Source organism: Pseudomonas sp. W3I7 (genome assembly GCF_030816095.1).
Taxonomy (GTDB): domain Bacteria; phylum Pseudomonadota; class Gammaproteobacteria; order Pseudomonadales; family Pseudomonadaceae; genus Aquipseudomonas; species Aquipseudomonas salomonii.
Genome location: NZ_JAUSXP010000001.1, coordinates 2,676,646 through 2,692,513, shown reverse-complemented (window position 1 = coordinate 2,692,513; position 15,868 = coordinate 2,676,646). Strand labels below are relative to the sequence as shown.

The window sequence follows — 15,868 nt, the reverse complement described above, 5'->3', positions numbered from 1 at the left end:
TTAAGACATACAGAATCAATTGTCGGGATGCTCGCTCGCTACTGAATCAGCGGCGTCCACATCCGACATATCCTCTTCGAGAGGTGCATCGTCGTCCGGCGGCAGCGGGATCTTGTCCTCATCACGCCTAGGATCGTGCCCTGTCTCGTTATCAGTGCCGCGTGTGACTTCCTGTTGAGAAATGTTGCCTGGCGCACTCTTATCAATGTCCATGCTTGCTCTCCGCTCGTATGCTCGGGATATCCGAGCTTAAACATGTGAGCAAACAGACCGAAGCGAGTGCCGAGCAATGGACGAACGGAGGAAACAAAAAAGCCCAACACTGTGGTTGGGCTTTCTATCCAATCCCCGATAATCGCAGGAATGACAGGATGGGTAGATAATGGCTCAATGGTTCATCCGCAGTCAAGCGACTTTTGTCCCAATTAGTCCCTCAGCATCCAAGACGGCCTGTACAGATACCAAGGCTTCATCTACCTCCCGTTCCAGCAACTTTCGAATATCTCTTCTCCACCGCTCCTGGGTCTTGATCGGGTGCGGCTCATCAGACCAGTTGTCCATCTCGTACCAGCCGGACGGCAGCACATTGGTGGAACGCTTGCCGTCTACTCCGGGAAGCTTTGGCAGCGCCCAAGTCACCACGGCGCAGTGCAGGAACCGTTCAGGCGCTGGCGATCGCACAGACCGGGTCAACTCTGCAATTGCGTCGTGCTTGCGCTCCTGGTGCGTCGAGTACTTCGCCACAAGGGCCCGCCAGTGCGCCGGCGTCAGCGCCCTGTGCAGTCGACCGAAAACCCAGCAGTCCTGGAGAAACGCCGCCTCCTTGCCGACGATCTCCCCCTTCTGCTTGGCGCACTGCACTTTGGGCTCAAAGTCGCAGCCGCCGGCGGAACTGATGGTCTCGGCCGCAAGGGCGCGAACTACTGCTGAAACAACGTTGCGATAGGTCATGCGGCTTCCCCTTTTTTCAGCTCTCTGGTCTTTGCCCGGTAGTCGGCGGTCATCGCCTTCAACTCATCCACGGTGTACTTCTTGGCCTCATGAGGACCATCCAGCCAGTCGACAGCCTCGGCGCCGATACGCTTCACCAGCTCAATGCGGTAATTCACGATGTTCCCGGAAAGCCGGGTGTTGCATGGCGAACACTGGCGGTGGCAGTTCATCGGCTCGAAGCGCAATGCAGGATTGCTCCCCACTGTCCGATAGTGGCCAGCGTCATACTTGCCCTGGTGGTGCCGGCCGCAGCTGACGCACGGCAATGCCGCGTCACGGGCGCGTACCCAGGCATTGAAGGCCTGCTGTGTGTCTTTGAGATGATCCGCCCTGCTCTTCAGCTTCTCCTTGCGGACCTTGATCTCGCGGCGCTCAACCTGGGCAAGAGACTTACGCGCCTTGGCCTGGTTTACATCCTTGATGGCCAGGCCGCATTTCGGACTGCACACGGCTTGGCCCAGGCGCTGCGGCGGGAAGTTGATGCCGCATGCCGGGTTCTTGCACTTCTTCGGTTTGGGTTGCTTGGCGATCATGCAGCCTCCTTGCTGAGTAGATCAGTGAAAACCACACCTTGGCCTGCGAAATAGGTGGCGATGCGGTCGGTGTAATTGATGCCTTGGGCGCGATTGAACAAGCTGGTCACAGGGAAGCCATCCGGCCCGAACAAGTGGCACTCCCCCATCATTGCCAGCTTCGTTTCGTAGGGTAGATGACGCATGACGCGGTACCACTCGGCCTGAAAGCCAGCGTCCTCGTTCAGCAGGATCTGCACGCCGAAGTGCAGCTTGCAGTACCGGCGAGCATCGGCCGCATCGCCGATCTGGGTCATTTCAGCGATGCGCTTGTACATCCCAAACCACAACCGGTTCTGGTCAAGCGTGCGGTCCTTGCCCGGGCGCAGTGTCACCACGACAAACTTCTTGTCTTTGTACATGGCGCTGATTTTGGTGATGACCTCGGAGAGCTTGGCCTGGCAGTTGACGCTGATTTTGTCGGACATCAGAAACCCTCCTTACCGCGCTGCGATTCCCACTCAAACGGAATGACGATCACCCCGCCCTCTCGAAGGCGATCAATGCAGCGCTCGCCGATGGCGGCCGGCAGCGACTGGCCGTCCAGGTTGGAAACGATGACCGTCGGGCGAAGTTCTTCGTAGCGGCCGTTGATGATTGCGAACAGCGTGGTCAGCTCGAAGTCGCTGGGCTTCTCCTTGCTGACGCCGATCTCGTCCAAGATGAGCAGCGAGGGGCTGATCAGGCTGGCCAGGATCTGGCTTTCGCTCTGGTCGCTGGAGTGGTCGTAGGTCGCACGGATGGCCTGCAGCACGGCGCCGATGGTGCGGTACACCGCCGTTGCACTGGACTTGGCCATGATCTCGTTGGCGATCGCCACGGACAGGTGCGTCTTGCCGGTACCGGGCTTGCCCAGCAGCAACAGGCAGCGGCCAGTCTCGGCGATCTGCGCGAACTCAGCGGCATACCGGCGGCTGGTGTTCAGCGCCTTGCGTTGCTCCGTGCTGGTGGCGACGTAGCCGTCCAGGGTCTTGCTGGCGAAGCGCTTGGGGATCAGCGCGGCACCGAGCTTGCGCTCCATGGACATGCGCAACTCCATCGCCTTGTTGGCCAACTCCGCAGCTTCAGCCTTCTCGCGAATGATCCGGCCGCACTCAGGGCAACCGCTTTTCAGCTCCTTGCCCAGCACCGGAAAAATCTTCTGGTCGTAGTGCCCGTGGGTCTCGCACTCGGCGGGCTGGATGCGGGTGCCCGGCGGCAGTTCAGGGGTTTGCTGGACCGGCTCAGATCGCATAGGAACCGTCCTCACGCTGAATCAGGCCATCGGTGTAGTTGCGCTCGGCAAACCCGGTGTGGCGTGACTGAGGGGCTGGTGCCGGTGCGGACTCAGCCAGGCGCTTGATCACCCACGAAGCCTTGAAACCCTGCCAGCCGGAATTCAGCGCTTCGGTGATTGCGTCCTCTGCAGTAATCCCGGCCTCGGCGCACTTATCCAGCTCGGTGTTCACGGTCGACCAGACGGTGGCGGTCACTGCAGCGCGCTTGGCCTTGCGCTGGGTCAGCCAGTCGGCCAGCAGTTGCTCAGGGACGTTGTGCGGGTTGTCGGCCAACAACTGCGCCATGCCGAACGGAGCCTTACGATCAGGCTTCGGAGGTTCGACTGGCTCCTGGGGCGGATTAATCTCTTTCGAAGAAAGAGTTAATAGGGGTTCTTTCTTTGTATAAAGAAGGGAGTGAGCAGTTTTGGTCTCACTCGCAGATGGTCTCAGTGAGACGATATTGGCTGAGTGAGACGTTTTGGTCTCAGTGAGACGTTGTTGTTTTTCTTCGAAGAAAGACCACTCACGGACTGGCGCGATGCCGATATCCCCACGGCTCCCGCCAACGCGGAAAATTATTCGGCGCTCAAGAAGATGGCTGATCGCCTTCGACGTAACGTCGCGGCGCAAGTTAGTCTGTTTGCCGATATCGTCGGCAGTCAGGCGTTTGGTTTCCAGTTGATAGCCGATGGTCTGGCGTGCAATGGCCATGAGAACGCGCAGTTCACGCGCTGGCAGATCAACCGTAGCCAAAGCCTCCATAAGGCTATTGTCCATACGGGTGAATCCCCGAGGGTTGTGTAACGCAACAATGTTTGGCATGATTTCTCTCGCATAAAGTTGTTGAAGAAGCCGACCTCGTACGTCGGCTTTTTTTTGCCTGGAATTCGGTGCGAAAGCGCCAACCTCCCCGCCCTGCTCCCCATTTCGCCCCTCTCAAACCCCACTGGATAAAACTCCAGCAACTTCAGGTTTCTTACTTCGCAGACCGTCTGGGCCGATACTGGCTACACCGATCAAGTGAGCGCGGGAGTCAGGCGACCGACTGGATGCCTCTTTGGCGCATACACAGCTCGCGAGCCGTTATCTGTCCGCCGGTTAACTCTTCAGCCTTAAATGCTTTTTCAGCGCCCATCGGATGAATCCCGGAAACCCAGTACGAAACCGCGGCCTGCGAGACGTCGAGCGCCAAAGCTGTTTTGGTTTGCCCGCCGAAGAAGTCGACGAGCCTTTCGATAGGGGTCATGAGAGCGCCCTCCTGATAAGCCTGCTTATATCCTAAGTAGAAGGACACTTATTTGCAAGGCAATAAGGGAACTTATAAATTTCAGTTCATGAGCACACTCGCCGAACGAATCAAAACCGCACGCAACCACGCCAAGCTGACGCAGAAGGCTCTCGCCTTAAAAGTGGGTGTTGAGCAGCCGGTAATCTCCCAGCTGGAGACCGGAAAAAACCTTCAAAGCGCACACCTCCCGAAGATCGCGCACGTGTGCGGTGTGAACGCTATTTGGCTCTCGGAAAACACCGGTCCAATGACTGGAGTGAGCGCCTCGGAATCGAACATTTCAGTTGCCGCCCAGCCCACCAAATCATTCCGCTACCCAGTAGTCAGCTGGGTTGCCGCCGGTGCCTGGTCGGAAGCCGTTGAGCCCTACCCGACCGGAATCTCGGACTCGTATGAGTTTTCGGAGTACGACGCCAAAGGCCCCGCTTTCTGGTTGACAGTCAAAGGCGACTCGATGACGGCGCCCGCCGGCCAGAGCATTACCGAGGGCACGCTAATCCTTGTGGACACCGAGGCTGAAGTCGCACCAGGTAAGCTGGTGGTGGCCAAGCTTCCGGACAGCAATGAAGCCACATTCAAGAAGCTGGTCAGCGATGGCGGCAGGCTGTTCCTGAAGCCACTGAACCCGAGCTACCCAATTGAGGCGGTAGACGAGAACTGCCGGATCGTGGGCGTGGTTGTGCAAGCGCTGCAGAAGTTTTACTGATCAAGAGATTTAACTCAATTTTGCAGGACATCTGAAAAGGAAATCGAGATGCGCATGCCCGTAGTTCTAATCTTGGTCGCGGCGCTTTCTGGCTGTGCCGACTCCCATCAGTGGCTACCAAATCAGTCTGGCTCTACTCAGCAGCTCAATCGAACGGACAAGATATACATAGCTACTCCGGTTGATGGTGAATACGGCGACCAGGTGTACAAAGGCTCCGGTCGTAATACAGCGCAAATCCTCTACGCGGCGTTCGCGCGAAGATCGGCAGCAGTAACGGTAGATCCAGAAGCCTCTAGCTATGATCTGGCCTTAGAAAAAGCGAAGCGCAGCGGGCAAGATATCTTGGTTCTTCCGGCCATCCTGCATTGGGAAGATCGCGCAACTGAATGGTCGATGATCCCTGACAAGGTAGAGGTCAAAATAAGCGTAATTCGGGTTTCTTCAGGGGCTGTAATCAGCTCCGGGATCGCGTCAGGTGAAAGCGGTATTGCAACATTTGGCGGGGATCACCCACAGGACTTGCTGCCCGAGCCGGTTGAGACATTCGTCTCATCTTTATACTGAGCCGGCGCCAGCGCCTATCGATTCGGAGAAAGTCCCGTGCCCCTCACCAAGCCAAACCAAGATCTCAAGCGCGACCTGCAAGGCGTCGCCTCCGACCTCAAGTGGTCAGCCGTAGAGCTCATGAGGATTGCGGAGCAGCTGAGCCTGGCGGGGAATGAGGCGGACGCCCAGGCCGTGCTGAAGATGTGCACGGTGCTTCATGCGGACGAGGATCGGCTGGCTGGGTATGCGGACGAGGTGAAGGCGGGGCAGATAAATCGAAGCAAGCCTGAATAGGCGCATAGTTTGGCGCGGAGGGATGCTGTAGCCTCTCGCTTTCGGACGGGCAGCCATAGTCTTAAATAGACAGAATCACGCACGGAAGCAACAATGGAAGACATGAGCAAAGCATCGCTACAAGTCGTTTATGACGGGCCCGCGCTTCAATCGCACGAGATGGAGGTGCGTGATCTTGCGCCCGCCCTTCTGGCTCTCGGGGAGCTTTTCGAAGAGGCAAACGCCACGCTCAACGATGGCCGAACCAAGCTCTCCGTCAGCGTCAAAGGATCATTTAAAACTGGCAGTTTTGGAATTGATCTTGGCGTAACGCAGAGTCTGATTCAGCAAGCCCAGGATCTTTTTGCCGGTAGCCCGGTTACCGCAGCGGCGAATCTGATCGCCCTGCTCGGCTTTACGAGCCTAACAACGAGGGGTGTTTTTCAGCTCATCAAGTGGGTTCGCAATCGAGATATCACAAAAGTTGAAATCCTTAGCGATGGCGTTGTCAGGGTTTTCTGCGATCAGGAGCATTTCGACACCGAGGAAAAGGTGTTAGCGCTGTTCCGAAATTGGAAGCTACGCAAGGCTTTCCAAGACGTAGTGCACAAACCGCTCCAGCGGCCGGGAGTTGATTACTTCGCCGTTCGCGAGCCTGATGGCGATTTCGTAGCGGCATCAGAAACGGAAGCCGAAAACTTCATCGCTCCCGAGCAGGAAGAGGAGCGACTTGATGAGAGTGAGCGAGTGGCCAGCCTTCAGTTGGTGAACATCGCCTTTCGCGACGAAAATAAATGGAGATTCCACGATGGCGCGTCCACGTTCTACGCGTCAATTGTTGATCCAAGTTTCCTTTCGATGATTGAGAGTGGCGATCTGCGATTTGGCAAGGGAGATATCTTAAGGGTTCGCCTAAAGGAAATTAAAACACTTGTGGGCGATCAGTTGAAGGCCGAGCACCAAGTTTTGGAAGTGCTTGACCATCGCCGCTCTGGCACTCAGCTAAAGCTTCCAATTCAACACCCCGATTGAATCAAGCCCGGCCCAGCGCCGGGCTTCTTGTTTCTGCCCTCCCCGATCTGAATCCCTAGCCCGCCACCGAGCGGGCTTTTCTTCGCCTGCTAAAACCCCTTCTCGTAGCTCATGGTCTACATTAACCAGCGTCGAGTGACCACTCTCCCTTTGAAGCCCGACATTGGCCCGCGGATGCGGGCTTTTTATTTGTTGCGATCTGCACTGTCCCGACGGCCAATTCGGGCATGGTGCATGAGCGCGAATAGCCATCATGGCGCGTAACGGACTGATTTAGAGGAGATTCGCGATTTCCTGATTCTGGCACGCCGTATGCGATATCCATCCAGAAGTCGCCGACGCAGATCGGCAAAAAACACTCCGTGATAGCGAGATTAAAAGATGAACGCCATAGACCTGCTCAAAGCCGACCACGAAAAAGTCAAAGCCATTCTGACTCAGTTAAGCGAATCGACAGATCGCGCGGTGAAGAAGCGCACTGATCTTCTTGATAAATTGGAAATGGAAATCTCAATCCACACTCAGTTGGAAGAGCAGATCCTTTATCCAGCCTTCAAGGCAGCGGGTGGCAAGGAAGAAGCCGAGATGTACTACGAAGCAAAGGAAGAGCACCGCACAGTCGACTCACTGGTTCTGCCCGACCTTAAAGCTACAGACCCTACGACACCGGAATTTGCTGGTCGGGTCAAAGTGGTCAAGGAGTTGCTCGAGCATCACATAGAGGAAGAGGAAACTGACATGTTTCCAAAAGCCAAAAAACTCCTCGGCAAGTCCAAGCTCGATCAGCTCGGCGATCAAATGTTAGAGCTGAAGGCATCATTGAAAAAGAGCCTAAGCGCTTCCAAGCTCGCTGCATGACCTGTGCGTAGTCAGGCGTCCCGGCGCCAGAAAAAAGCCCGGCCCAGTGCCGGGTTTCTTGTATCCAACCCAGCTCCTGGAGAACCCTTTAAGCCCGATACTCCCCGTCGCAGGCATTTCTTTTTCTGCGATTTGAGTTTCATTATTGCGTTCCGATTAGAGCTAGATCGCTTCAACCTTTCTACATTGAGAAATTTCGGGCAATGCTTGATCGGCAGAGACTTGATTCAGTTGCCATTTCAGCTCAACCGCAACCGCATTGAAGCGGTTTGCCTCCACTCTCCTGCCGCTGGATGTGAGGCTGACGTAAGACGCATTTGAGCTTTTAACGTCAACGACAGCTGTGGTGGTACCGCCCTCAAGATCGGTATTTCCTAAGATGCCAGCTTTCCATTTTTGAGTAATCGTATGCTCACCTGGTGCTACAGGCACGGCTATGTAGCCACCGTTCTCTAGAGAGGCTACTTGCTTTCCATCCAAGGAAATCAAGGCGGACATTAGGCCCATATCGTAGTTACTGGGCCGGTATACGTAGAGAACACCACGTCGAGAATCCACGTTTTCAAGTGGCGTGAATTTTGGCCCTGTCATAGTGCAGGAGCTGAGGAGCCCCAACCAGAGAAATGCTGAAACCTTCCATACCCGTGTCATAACCGCTCCATTCTGATTAAGCGCTTTATGATCAGCAATGCAGGTCACTCAATCAAACCTTTTATGGTGATTTTGCACACGCCACACTCCCGTCAGGCTTCCCGCCAATGGTGGCTGTACGCCACGAATGGTAAAATGCGCGCACAATTATGGGAGGGATCCAATGAAAAGATTTGGGACGTTTGCACTCATCGTCGGCGTCTGCTGGCTGATCTTCGCGGTGAGCATGGATGTGTCTGTGCCGACTGGCGCCGGCGGACGGGTGAACAACCTGGGCCTCATGGCGGACCGCCAGGTGCACACGATTGTCGGCGGAGTGATTGCGCTGGCCGGCCTGCTCATGATTCTGCTTGGCGGGAAAAGCCAGCCTCTTGTCTCATCGGCAGAGAAAGACACGCGGCCCTGCCCTATGTGTGCCGAGAGCATCAAGACTGCTGCGATCAAGTGCAAGCACTGCGGGGCAGACGTTGAGCCCGCCGCAGCACCAAGGCTGAAAAACGGCTGGGTAGCATCCACGGCGTGCCGTGACGTGGAAGAGCAACAGCAAACAATGGAAGCCATCACCAGCGCCGGACTTCCAGTTGTTTCAATGATTGGCCTGGCCGTGGGCGCAGGTCCATTTGAAACTAAGGAGGAAGCCAAGCAGGCTCTGGCCACTATGCGCGACGGCCCCAGGCTATTCAGCGAAATCGTCTACAGGGATTCGGTCAGCGGAAAGTATCCACCGATTACCGACTGACCCTTCCAACTCCAGAATGCCCGCCATGTGCGGGCTTTTTCATGCCAAACAGAAAGCACGTAGCAAGCCAATATGCATTTATGCATGAAACTTCTTGTCGCCCTATTGCCAACATATGTCAGCGCCAATACTGTACGCACATACAGTATTCGCAAGGAGCGAGGCATGAACCAGGCACCCTACCCCACACCTAAACCGAGAAACTCCTACGAGCTTGTGGGCCACCGCCTGCAACGCTTGATCGCTTCTCCCCAGGTCCAGAGGATTCAGTTGGTGGAGGTATCCAGGCGCGACGATGAAAGCCCTGAAGCCTGGCACCAGGTAATCCAGGATATCGGCGACACCGCAGGCATAAGGATCGAGCATTTGGATGACGGCGCCGTCCGCATCGGCTGGCGCGAGTACTGCGATTCCTAAATGAGCCCGCCAGTGAGCGGGCTTTTTATCGCCCCCAGGAAAATATATAAGCCTGCTTATTGACGCTAAAAATAAGTTGGCTTATATTTCATCTCAAGCCAGCAACGAACATCTCCGGCCAGCAGCGAGAGCTGCGCCGCTCTTTAACAGTCAGCGCAATACAGAAATACCAACAGACCGCATTGCCTCTACCGGCGACCGGCGATCAGACGGGTCAGATAGCCCGCCCACGACAGGAACATCCTGTACGGCTGATCGAGAGCAAAACGCTCGAACCGTGCGAATGACCTGGCAAGCAATGCGCCCCGCGAATCCCAGCGGTAGAAGGGAGACTCAACTGAACAGAATTAGCGGTCCCGATAGCTTCGGCTGGGAACGCCGGACCTCATGCACCCTGCCCCACTCAGCCAGGGCATTCAGAGCTGTAGCGTGCATGTTGTAAGGACCTGTGATCCATGGCGAACAGATGCTGTTTGACGCTGTGAGTAGGAAGCTCGAAGCCCACACCGATGACGACCGGCCTGCCCTGCAATCAGCAGCGGGCAACGGGCCACACCGCTGACGCAACAACCCCAGCCTGACGCCAGTAGCGAGGTCGGGGGTTTCACCGATAGTCCTTGGCAGCAGGGACTAACGGGAAACCAAACGAGGGTCACCACGATGGAAGCAACAATCATCAACGGTTCATGGAAAGGCCACCTCGGACGTGGCCTAGCGCCGCGAGAACTTCAGTTCCTTCTGTGGATTGCCCAGGGCTTCACCTCGAAAGAGATCGCCCGGGAAGCAGGCATTGAAGCTGGCACCGTCAAAAAGCGCCTAACCAATGCGATGTTCAAGCTGGGCGTTACGAAGCGTACTGCTTTGGTGGCTGAGGCCATGAAGCGCCAGATCATCACGCCGGTTTGCATTGTGCTGGCGGCGCTGATCGCAATGCACTCGATGATCAGTGACGACTCACTGCGTCGTGATCGCCGGGCGCCGGAAAGGCGAATGGCTCAGATGCGGACGGTGCGCAGGGCGGAATGCGCCGAGCTGTTCTCCTGATAGGTACGCAACAAACCCAGGCCGTCGCCAGTAGCGTGCCTGGGCACCCTTCCCCACCTCTATTACGTCAGCACTCCTCCCCCGCGCCCATCGGCAACCAGCGGGAGGCATGAGTGTTGACGAATACAGGTGAACAACCCGCCACCTTGGAGGCGACCATGAACGCAGCATTGAATATTTGCCAGGAGCGTTACGACGCTCAGTTGCCTCCAGAGGTCAGCGAGAGCGACGAGGTGACTGACTGGCTTGAGCATTCGGCGGAGCGCCTGGTGTGCGGCGTCGACATCAAGTGGAAGCGCCGCTACGGCCAGCCGCAGGTCGTGACGTTCGACCGGTTCTGCACTGTCCTGCAGGGTCACCTAAACCAGCGCCAGATAGACGGCCTGGACCAGCGCGATTCGTTTGCCCGCCTGCTGCTGTCGGCAATGCTCGGCAGCCAGAGCGATGCGCGGGCCCACGCCGCCGACCTGCTGGGCCAGCAACGGCCCATTGAAGCGGTCGAGAAGATCGCCGTAGCGCTGCTGAGGCCGTATGCCGCAGACGCAGTAGCAGCGGAGCGGGAAGAGGCAGAAGACGACGTGGATGACGAGCTATGAGCCCGCACGTCGAAGTTTCGATCGCCCTGCTCGCCTTGGATCATCCCGACTCCACAGTTTTTGCAGAGTCACTGGTTGAAAAACTAATAGTGAGTCACTTCACCAGCGGCACCTTCACAGCGGATGAATTTCACCACTACAGCGCCTGGTTACTGAAAGCCAGCCGGAAGCGGCTGGCTCAAATGGATAGAACTGCAACGATCCTAAGTTGAACGACCTGCGTTACGATTTTGTTGTTTTTTAACGCCTTTCCCGTTTTTACGCTCGTACAGATGGTGAATTAACCAAGCAACCAGAAGCAGCCCAGCCAGACAAAAAACCAACACCATCAGCTCTATTGCGGGACCTTCGTGTGAAAACATTTTTCGTTCCTCTTCCTGAAGTATCGCGCCTCACAAACAGGCGCCTCCGAAATTATTCGTAACAATTCGAACATTTTCAGAGTAAACACCAAATTCTGAGGTGACAACCCCTAATGCCCTTAGAACCATTGATCTAGACACGTCACTCGTCGAAAAAACCATTCGCGGGCACATCAGAATCAGCGGCGCATATACAAGGAGAAGGCCATGACTACTGCACTAGTCCAATCACTGATCGACGAGCAGATTGAGGATATCAGCGCTCACAACCTACGCGAGGCGTACAGTTTGGCAGAGCGCCGCGGCTTCTACGGTGCACCAATTGAGCAATACGCAGAACCAGGATACGGAGGTCGCGTTCTCCAGGTCCTGCGCTACCGAGTAGAACCGCAGAGCTGATCAACTCTTCCCTTTGTTTTTGTTCTTCGCACTGCCCTGCCGCGCTTTGAATTTCGGATTGGATTTGCAGATCACGTAGATCCGGCCCCGGCGCTTCACGATCTGGCAGTCGCGATGACGGTTTTTCGCTTCTTTGAGTGAGGACAGAACTTTCATAGGTGAGGCTCCTTGCATTGAGTTGATACGTTATTACATATCTTAGATACGAATAAGAACGCTTATCAACTCTTATTTCCCCTCCCCCTTTATCGCTGCGAGCATCGCGGCAAGGAATCCCCATGTCGACGAACATGCAGATCTGGGAAAAGGTCAGCACGACCGATACCCGCTACACCAAAGCTGCCGAGGTTGGCGGTCAGAAGATCACCAGCCTGAACGGTACGGCGATGATCATGAAGGCCACCGAAGTGTTCGGCCCGGTCGGAATTGGGTTTGGTTGGACGGTCATGGAGGAGCGCTTCGACGAAGGCTCAGAAATGGCCAGCGGCGAAGGCGACAAACGCCTGGTGCTGGGTCGTGAACTCAACCACACCATCAAAATTCGCTTCTGGTTCGAGCTGGACGGAAAACGCGGCGAGATTGAGCAGTACGGATGCACTCGCTACCTCTACAAATCGAAGTTCGGTACGACAACCGATGGCGAGGCGCCGAAGAAGTCGCTGACCGATGCCATCAAGAAATCGCTATCGATGCTCGGCTTCAGCGCCGACGTGTTCCTGGGAATGTTTGACGACGCGGAGTACGTCAATCAACTGAAGGATGAAGAGCTGATTGAACACGCCGAAGACAAGGAGGCCGAGAAGGCTCGCCAGCAGCAGGAGCGCCTGGACTACATCAAATCGGTTATCGACACGATGGCCGGAGCCCAGTCCCCCCAAGAGCTGAAAAAGATCCATGACGTTGCGGTACGCAAACTCACTCTGCGCAAGGACACCAAGGGCGCCGAGCGTATCTCGCTGGAATGGAAACGAATCACTGATGCCGAGAAGGAGAACGCAGCATGACCCAGTTATACACATTGGCCGGCAAGCTCGCCGAGCTCCAGTCCATGGCCGACACGGATGATGAGGGCCTGAAAGAGGCCTTGCAGCATGCCATGGACGAGATACAGGGCGAGTTCAGCGATAAGGCAGAAAGTGTCGTAATGCTGAGTCGGAATATCCAGGGCGATATCGATGCAATAGACAAAGAGGTCGACCGGTTGAATGAGCTCAAGCGCATCCGAAAGAATACCGTTGGCAAGCTCGATGAATACCTGCGCAACAACATGGAGGCCGCCGACATCAAGACGATCCGACGGCCCTTGTTCACGATCACTCTGGCTCTGGCGCCCGAAAAAGTCATTGTCGATAAAGAAGATGACATCCCGGACGACTTCATCGATACCAAAACCGTGTTCTCACCTGACAAGCGCGCTATCGCCACCAAGCTCAAAGCAATCCGCGACCACAATGCTGAAGTGCGCAAGCGCATGGCCGCCGGCGAGGACGTCGAACACGAACTTCTCGAAGAGCCGAAATGGGCTCACCTCGAGCGCGGCGACAGCTCAATCCGCATCAAGTGAGGCCGACATGATCAGCAACCACCTCAGCCTGGTCGAGCAGCACCGCCAGGACGCTTACTCAATATCGGAACGCACGGCGGAGTTCTTGGCCGCTGGCGGGACAGTCGCGCAGTTGCCAAGCCCGCCACGCAAACCGCTGCCACCTCCCCGCTCCACCAAGATCGATCCCGAAACCATCCTCAAGCGCCGCAAGCCGCCCATCACCCGGGCCGAGCGTGAAGCGCTGCGCAAACTTGTGGAGGCACTATGAAAAAGCGCAAGCCTCATAACCTGCAGGCACGCATCGCCAGGTCGTGCCGCTCGCTGCTGACCTCCAACCACGTAGCGGTGGTGAACATCGACCCGAGCGGCCGCCAGGGCATGATCAATTACAAGTCGCTGAAGAACATCGCGCCGGGGAAGATCGGCCAGGCCGTCTGCGGCATCCCCCACAGGTGGACGATCTACCTCAGCGCTCTCTGCATCGACGCCCGCGGCGACCGCTACAGCAAGTCGATGGAGGTGGCGCCCGATGGCGTCTACCTCTCCGACCACCTGGAAGACGTGATCGAGCATTGCTACAAGAAGCTGCGCGACCAGGCCAATCAAAGCCAGATGGTGGCTTCTGGCTGGATCGCTATCCCCGACACCCTGTCGCTAGGCGAGGAACATGCCGCGCGGATCTTCGAAGCGGTCGGCGCTTGGCGCCAGGTGAAGGTCGACTCATGCGCCGCATAGCTCGCACCCAGCAACGCAAACGTCAAACCTGGCTCGCACTGCCGGCCAGTGGAATAGAAGAGGTAGGCCATGGCCAAGACTGTGCAGGAGCGCTCGGCGAAAACCGCAAGGAAGCGCGTGGCACTTGCCGAAGAGGAATTGAGGCTCAGGGTTCGCCCCGGCACACGCCAGGCACTGGCCGACCTGATGGAGTGGTCAGGCATTACTGAGCAGGGCGAGGCGATGACGCTGATGATTTACCATCTGCATGCATTAGGGCCTCAAAAGTGTTTGCCGCTGCTTGATCCGCCTCGACACGAAATCACGGTTTCGCCGCCTGTGGCGCGGAAGCTAGAGCAGTTCCACATTAGTCGGGAGCTGCGTTCGCCTGGACTGATGCTCGGCGACGACCCGGACGATTCGGGGGTATTGATCCCCGCAACTAGTTAGCCGTGCCGACCGACAGGTCCTTTGGCATCGTTGATCCGCTTTGCCAGCTCCCGCGCTTTCAGCCGGGTCTCGCTGTACAACTCCTCTAGCAACAAATTCATGACATCAAATGCGTCCAATGCGTCAGATCTCGAAAGTGAAGAGTTAGAATGGCTTCCATGGTTACCGAGCCACCGGATAGCATCGAAAAGCGCCTTAACCGCCTCCCTTTCAGGGGGAAGCTGATTGATTCGCGAAGAAAAGCTGAGATAGCCGCCATCTGCTTTTTTGAGGTCGATTTTCAGGTCTGTAAGAATTTCTTCGGCTGCCGCACGAATGCTATTGCAGCACGAATCAGGCTGGCAGAAGTACGCCTCACATGCCGCCCTGACCTTCTCCTTTACCGTGTAGGGAGTTTTTTCTGGGCAGTTCACGAGCTTTAGCGGTGGGTGGAAAAATCGAGGGTCGAAGTATTCCACCCACTCGGATGACCAATTACCGGTTTCGTCAACTTCATGCTCTGCCTCAACGCCGCCAGTCCCGACAACAAAAACGATATCGGAGCAGGTCGTGCACACCAACTTTCCGTGAAAGTTCAGAACTACGAAGTCAGGATCACTACCGTAATCCTGATCTTTTTTTGATGCCTCGGTCGCATGGCTATCCAGCTTGCCCTCGACTTGGAGGATGCCCGCTTCGCAGTGCGGGCAGGCGTAGGGAGGGACATTGGAAGCGGTGAAGGCATATTCCAGCTGATTCCGTTTAAGTCGCATTTCTCGACACGCCCTTCTAGTTCGGAGCGTGAAATAGACCACAAACTTAGGCATATAACCACCACGCCGCACCGGTCACGGAGGGCGGCGCCTGACTGGAGATAATCCATGAGCAACTACATGTACAAGACCACCGCCCCGGCCGTGGTTGCCGCGGTAATCGCCTGGGAAGCCAAACGCAAAGAGTGGGACGCCCAGCGCGCCAAGCTTGGACAGGTGTTTGGTGGTGCGGCCTCGCCGATGCGGTCAGGTAATCGGAGCTACGTCGGCGGCGTGAAGATCAGTGATAGCCGCGAACTGGACGTGCACTGGTGCCGCCCCGACCAGTACGACTACCGCGCCCTTCGCTCAAGCGCCAAGCCGGCGAAAGGAACACCAAAGGAAGCGCGCGCCTCCCAGGTCGTCGAGCATGAGCGCCTTTTGACACTGTGGAAGGAGCATTGCCCCGCCAGTATCGATATGGACGCGGCCTGGGAGTCGATCGGCCTGAACACCGGCGCGCTGCGGATGTGCGGCGGCGTGTTCTTCGAGCTGGATGGGGTCGTTTACCTGAATCTCGGCCTCAGGCTTGAGGATGGAAATGAGAAAATCCAGGGCGCTGCCGAGATCCTCGGCAGCGGTTTGAAGCGGCGCGGCAGCGGGTATTAAGCCAGCGCAACGCGGCTTGA

The 15,868-nt window shown here is 56.5% G+C and carries 27 protein-coding genes; 17 read left to right on the top strand and 10 right to left on the bottom strand.

The genetic code is table 11. The features are described 5' to 3' along the window. Nucleotides 1-15 precede the first annotated feature (15 nt). The 7 genes from QF043_RS12470 to QF043_RS12435 form a co-directional block, all read right to left on the bottom strand. A complete protein-coding gene (locus QF043_RS12470; RefSeq protein WP_056861771.1) occupies nucleotides 16-213 on the bottom strand; it encodes a hypothetical protein in 198 nt (65 codons plus the stop codon). A gap of 192 nt (nucleotides 214-405) precedes the next feature. Beyond that, a complete protein-coding gene (locus tag QF043_RS12465; RefSeq protein WP_056861770.1) occupies nucleotides 406-951 on the bottom strand; it encodes a hypothetical protein in 546 nt (181 codons plus the stop codon). After that, nucleotides 948-1,526 carry a recombination protein NinG gene (locus QF043_RS12460; protein ID WP_307418701.1) on the bottom strand — a complete coding sequence of 193 codons (579 nt, stop codon included), beginning with the start codon at nucleotides 1,524-1,526 and terminating at the stop codon, nucleotides 948-950. The genes QF043_RS12465 and QF043_RS12460 overlap by 4 nt, the downstream gene beginning before the upstream one ends. Continuing rightward, the gene (locus tag QF043_RS12455) at nucleotides 1,523-1,993 is read right to left on the bottom strand and encodes a hypothetical protein (protein ID WP_307418700.1); all 471 of its coding nucleotides are present in this window, start codon (nucleotides 1,991-1,993) and stop codon (nucleotides 1,523-1,525) included. The genes QF043_RS12460 and QF043_RS12455 overlap by 4 nt, the downstream gene beginning before the upstream one ends. After that, nucleotides 1,993-2,799, bottom strand: coding sequence for an ATP-binding protein (locus QF043_RS12450; protein ID WP_307418699.1), 807 nt, complete (start codon nucleotides 2,797-2,799; stop codon nucleotides 1,993-1,995). The genes QF043_RS12455 and QF043_RS12450 overlap by 1 nt, the downstream gene beginning before the upstream one ends. After that, nucleotides 2,789-3,646: a replication protein gene (locus QF043_RS30785; protein ID WP_056861766.1), complete on the bottom strand. Its 858-nt coding sequence runs from the start codon at nucleotides 3,644-3,646 to the stop codon at nucleotides 2,789-2,791. The genes QF043_RS12450 and QF043_RS30785 overlap by 11 nt, the downstream gene beginning before the upstream one ends. Nucleotides 3,647-3,857: 211 nt before the next feature. Continuing rightward, on the bottom strand, nucleotides 3,858-4,070 hold the full coding sequence (locus QF043_RS12435) for a Cro/CI family transcriptional regulator (RefSeq protein WP_056861765.1): 213 nt from the start codon (nucleotides 4,068-4,070) through the stop codon (nucleotides 3,858-3,860). 88 nt (nucleotides 4,071-4,158) lie between these two features. Here QF043_RS12435 and QF043_RS12430 point away from each other — a divergent pair, with 88 nt between their 5' ends. The 5 genes from QF043_RS12430 (at nucleotide 4,159) to QF043_RS12410 (ending at nucleotide 7,530) form a co-directional block, all read left to right on the top strand. Next, nucleotides 4,159-4,818: a LexA family transcriptional regulator gene (locus QF043_RS12430; protein ID WP_082463697.1), complete on the top strand. Its 660-nt coding sequence runs from the start codon at nucleotides 4,159-4,161 to the stop codon at nucleotides 4,816-4,818. Between the two features lie 48 nt (nucleotides 4,819-4,866). After that, nucleotides 4,867-5,385: a DUF4823 domain-containing protein gene (locus QF043_RS12425; protein WP_307418698.1), complete on the top strand. Its 519-nt coding sequence runs from the start codon at nucleotides 4,867-4,869 to the stop codon at nucleotides 5,383-5,385. A gap of 36 nt (nucleotides 5,386-5,421) precedes the next feature. Continuing rightward, a complete protein-coding gene (locus tag QF043_RS12420; protein ID WP_056861763.1) occupies nucleotides 5,422-5,661 on the top strand; it encodes a hypothetical protein in 240 nt (79 codons plus the stop codon). A gap of 93 nt (nucleotides 5,662-5,754) precedes the next feature. Next, on the top strand, nucleotides 5,755-6,672 hold the full coding sequence (locus tag QF043_RS12415) for a hypothetical protein (protein WP_056861762.1): 918 nt from the start codon (nucleotides 5,755-5,757) through the stop codon (nucleotides 6,670-6,672). A gap of 381 nt (nucleotides 6,673-7,053) precedes the next feature. After that, a complete protein-coding gene (locus QF043_RS12410) occupies nucleotides 7,054-7,530 on the top strand; it encodes a hemerythrin domain-containing protein (protein ID WP_056861761.1) in 477 nt (158 codons plus the stop codon). A gap of 162 nt (nucleotides 7,531-7,692) precedes the next feature. Here QF043_RS12410 and QF043_RS12405 read toward each other — a convergent pair whose 3' ends face one another. After that, nucleotides 7,693-8,121, bottom strand: coding sequence for a DUF2846 domain-containing protein (locus QF043_RS12405; protein WP_307421371.1), 429 nt, complete (start codon nucleotides 8,119-8,121; stop codon nucleotides 7,693-7,695). A 223-nt stretch (nucleotides 8,122-8,344) separates the two neighbouring features. Here QF043_RS12405 and QF043_RS12400 point away from each other — a divergent pair, with 223 nt between their 5' ends. The 6 genes from QF043_RS12400 (at nucleotide 8,345) to QF043_RS12375 (ending at nucleotide 11,738) form a co-directional block, all read left to right on the top strand. Continuing rightward, nucleotides 8,345-8,920 (top strand): hypothetical protein, encoded by a 576-nt coding sequence (locus tag QF043_RS12400; protein ID WP_056861759.1) that lies wholly within the window; start codon nucleotides 8,345-8,347, stop codon nucleotides 8,918-8,920. Nucleotides 8,921-9,085: 165 nt separating this feature from the next. Further along, on the top strand, nucleotides 9,086-9,337 hold the full coding sequence (locus QF043_RS12395) for a DUF1654 domain-containing protein (protein ID WP_056861758.1): 252 nt from the start codon (nucleotides 9,086-9,088) through the stop codon (nucleotides 9,335-9,337). 660 nt (nucleotides 9,338-9,997) lie between these two features. Further along, on the top strand, nucleotides 9,998-10,381 hold the full coding sequence (locus tag QF043_RS12390) for a response regulator transcription factor (protein WP_056861757.1): 384 nt from the start codon (nucleotides 9,998-10,000) through the stop codon (nucleotides 10,379-10,381). A 158-nt stretch (nucleotides 10,382-10,539) separates the two neighbouring features. Next, complete coding sequence (locus QF043_RS12385) at nucleotides 10,540-10,977, top strand: hypothetical protein (RefSeq protein ID WP_307421369.1); 438 nt, start codon at nucleotides 10,540-10,542, stop codon at nucleotides 10,975-10,977. Further along, nucleotides 10,974-11,189, top strand: a complete 216-nt coding sequence (locus tag QF043_RS12380; RefSeq protein WP_307418696.1) for a hypothetical protein — start codon at nucleotides 10,974-10,976, stop codon at nucleotides 11,187-11,189. The genes QF043_RS12385 and QF043_RS12380 overlap by 4 nt, the downstream gene beginning before the upstream one ends. Before the next feature lie 357 nt (nucleotides 11,190-11,546). Beyond that, nucleotides 11,547-11,738 carry a hypothetical protein gene (locus tag QF043_RS12375; protein ID WP_307418695.1) on the top strand — a complete coding sequence of 64 codons (192 nt, stop codon included), beginning with the start codon at nucleotides 11,547-11,549 and terminating at the stop codon, nucleotides 11,736-11,738. On the opposite strand, the gene ykgO is transcribed toward QF043_RS12375, so the two are convergent. Then, nucleotides 11,739-11,894, bottom strand: a complete 156-nt coding sequence (gene ykgO, locus QF043_RS12370) for a type B 50S ribosomal protein L36 (RefSeq protein WP_307418694.1) — start codon at nucleotides 11,892-11,894, stop codon at nucleotides 11,739-11,741. Nucleotides 11,895-12,016: 122 nt separating this feature from the next. Here ykgO and QF043_RS12365 point away from each other — a divergent pair, with 122 nt between their 5' ends. The 5 genes from QF043_RS12365 (at nucleotide 12,017) to QF043_RS12345 (ending at nucleotide 14,448) form a co-directional block, all read left to right on the top strand. Beyond that, nucleotides 12,017-12,742 carry a hypothetical protein gene (locus QF043_RS12365; protein WP_198730133.1) on the top strand — a complete coding sequence of 242 codons (726 nt, stop codon included), beginning with the start codon at nucleotides 12,017-12,019 and terminating at the stop codon, nucleotides 12,740-12,742. Next, the gene (locus tag QF043_RS12360; protein ID WP_198730132.1) at nucleotides 12,739-13,302 is read left to right on the top strand and encodes a siphovirus Gp157 family protein; all 564 of its coding nucleotides are present in this window, start codon (nucleotides 12,739-12,741) and stop codon (nucleotides 13,300-13,302) included. Before QF043_RS12365 ends, QF043_RS12360 begins: the two co-directional genes overlap by 4 nt. A 7-nt stretch (nucleotides 13,303-13,309) precedes the next feature. Further along, on the top strand, nucleotides 13,310-13,552 hold the full coding sequence (locus QF043_RS12355) for a hypothetical protein (RefSeq protein ID WP_307418692.1): 243 nt from the start codon (nucleotides 13,310-13,312) through the stop codon (nucleotides 13,550-13,552). Beyond that, nucleotides 13,549-14,019, top strand: a complete 471-nt coding sequence (locus QF043_RS12350) for a hypothetical protein (RefSeq protein ID WP_307418691.1) — start codon at nucleotides 13,549-13,551, stop codon at nucleotides 14,017-14,019. Before QF043_RS12355 ends, QF043_RS12350 begins: the two co-directional genes overlap by 4 nt. A gap of 69 nt (nucleotides 14,020-14,088) precedes the next feature. After that, entirely contained in the window at nucleotides 14,089-14,448 is a 360-nt protein-coding gene (locus tag QF043_RS12345; RefSeq protein WP_307418690.1) for a hypothetical protein, read from the top strand. Here the strand turns inward: QF043_RS12345 and QF043_RS12340 are convergent. Next, nucleotides 14,445-15,254 carry a DUF4145 domain-containing protein gene (locus QF043_RS12340; RefSeq protein WP_307418689.1) on the bottom strand — a complete coding sequence of 270 codons (810 nt, stop codon included), beginning with the start codon at nucleotides 15,252-15,254 and terminating at the stop codon, nucleotides 14,445-14,447. The two genes, QF043_RS12345 and QF043_RS12340, sit on opposite strands and share 4 nt — an antisense overlap. A 54-nt stretch (nucleotides 15,255-15,308) precedes the next feature. Here QF043_RS12340 and QF043_RS12335 point away from each other — a divergent pair, with 54 nt between their 5' ends. Next, entirely contained in the window at nucleotides 15,309-15,848 is a 540-nt protein-coding gene (locus QF043_RS12335) for a hypothetical protein (protein WP_307418688.1), read from the top strand. Nucleotides 15,849-15,868: the final 20 nt, after the last annotated feature.

Coding starts and splice junctions, on each gene's coding strand:
- QF043_RS12470 (WP_056861771.1), bottom strand. CDS start 213: ATGGACATTGATAAGAGTGCGCCAGGCAACATTTCTCAACAGGAAGTC.
- QF043_RS12465 (WP_056861770.1), bottom strand. CDS start 951: ATGACCTATCGCAACGTTGTTTCAGCAGTAGTTCGCGCCCTTGCGGCC.
- QF043_RS12460 (WP_307418701.1), bottom strand. CDS start 1,526: ATGATCGCCAAGCAACCCAAACCGAAGAAGTGCAAGAACCCGGCATGC.
- QF043_RS12455 (WP_307418700.1), bottom strand. CDS start 1,993: ATGTCCGACAAAATCAGCGTCAACTGCCAGGCCAAGCTCTCCGAGGTC.
- QF043_RS12450 (WP_307418699.1), bottom strand. CDS start 2,799: ATGCGATCTGAGCCGGTCCAGCAAACCCCTGAACTGCCGCCGGGCACC.
- QF043_RS30785 (WP_056861766.1), bottom strand. CDS start 3,646: ATGCCAAACATTGTTGCGTTACACAACCCTCGGGGATTCACCCGTATG.
- QF043_RS12435 (WP_056861765.1), bottom strand. CDS start 4,070: ATGACCCCTATCGAAAGGCTCGTCGACTTCTTCGGCGGGCAAACCAAA.
- QF043_RS12430 (WP_082463697.1), top strand. CDS start 4,159: ATGAGCACACTCGCCGAACGAATCAAAACCGCACGCAACCACGCCAAG.
- QF043_RS12425 (WP_307418698.1), top strand. CDS start 4,867: ATGCGCATGCCCGTAGTTCTAATCTTGGTCGCGGCGCTTTCTGGCTGT.
- QF043_RS12415 (WP_056861762.1), top strand. CDS start 5,755: ATGGAAGACATGAGCAAAGCATCGCTACAAGTCGTTTATGACGGGCCC.
- QF043_RS12410 (WP_056861761.1), top strand. CDS start 7,054: ATGAACGCCATAGACCTGCTCAAAGCCGACCACGAAAAAGTCAAAGCC.
- QF043_RS12405 (WP_307421371.1), bottom strand. CDS start 8,121: ATGACAGGGCCAAAATTCACGCCACTTGAAAACGTGGATTCTCGACGT.
- QF043_RS12400 (WP_056861759.1), top strand. CDS start 8,345: ATGAAAAGATTTGGGACGTTTGCACTCATCGTCGGCGTCTGCTGGCTG.
- QF043_RS12395 (WP_056861758.1), top strand. CDS start 9,086: ATGAACCAGGCACCCTACCCCACACCTAAACCGAGAAACTCCTACGAG.
- QF043_RS12390 (WP_056861757.1), top strand. CDS start 9,998: ATGGAAGCAACAATCATCAACGGTTCATGGAAAGGCCACCTCGGACGT.
- QF043_RS12385 (WP_307421369.1), top strand. CDS start 10,540: ATGAACGCAGCATTGAATATTTGCCAGGAGCGTTACGACGCTCAGTTG.
- QF043_RS12380 (WP_307418696.1), top strand. CDS start 10,974: ATGAGCCCGCACGTCGAAGTTTCGATCGCCCTGCTCGCCTTGGATCAT.
- QF043_RS12375 (WP_307418695.1), top strand. CDS start 11,547: ATGACTACTGCACTAGTCCAATCACTGATCGACGAGCAGATTGAGGAT.
- ykgO (WP_307418694.1), bottom strand. CDS start 11,894: ATGAAAGTTCTGTCCTCACTCAAAGAAGCGAAAAACCGTCATCGCGAC.
- QF043_RS12365 (WP_198730133.1), top strand. CDS start 12,017: ATGTCGACGAACATGCAGATCTGGGAAAAGGTCAGCACGACCGATACC.
- QF043_RS12360 (WP_198730132.1), top strand. CDS start 12,739: ATGACCCAGTTATACACATTGGCCGGCAAGCTCGCCGAGCTCCAGTCC.
- QF043_RS12355 (WP_307418692.1), top strand. CDS start 13,310: ATGATCAGCAACCACCTCAGCCTGGTCGAGCAGCACCGCCAGGACGCT.
- QF043_RS12350 (WP_307418691.1), top strand. CDS start 13,549: ATGAAAAAGCGCAAGCCTCATAACCTGCAGGCACGCATCGCCAGGTCG.
- QF043_RS12345 (WP_307418690.1), top strand. CDS start 14,089: ATGGCCAAGACTGTGCAGGAGCGCTCGGCGAAAACCGCAAGGAAGCGC.
- QF043_RS12340 (WP_307418689.1), bottom strand. CDS start 15,254: ATGCCTAAGTTTGTGGTCTATTTCACGCTCCGAACTAGAAGGGCGTGT.
- QF043_RS12335 (WP_307418688.1), top strand. CDS start 15,309: ATGAGCAACTACATGTACAAGACCACCGCCCCGGCCGTGGTTGCCGCG.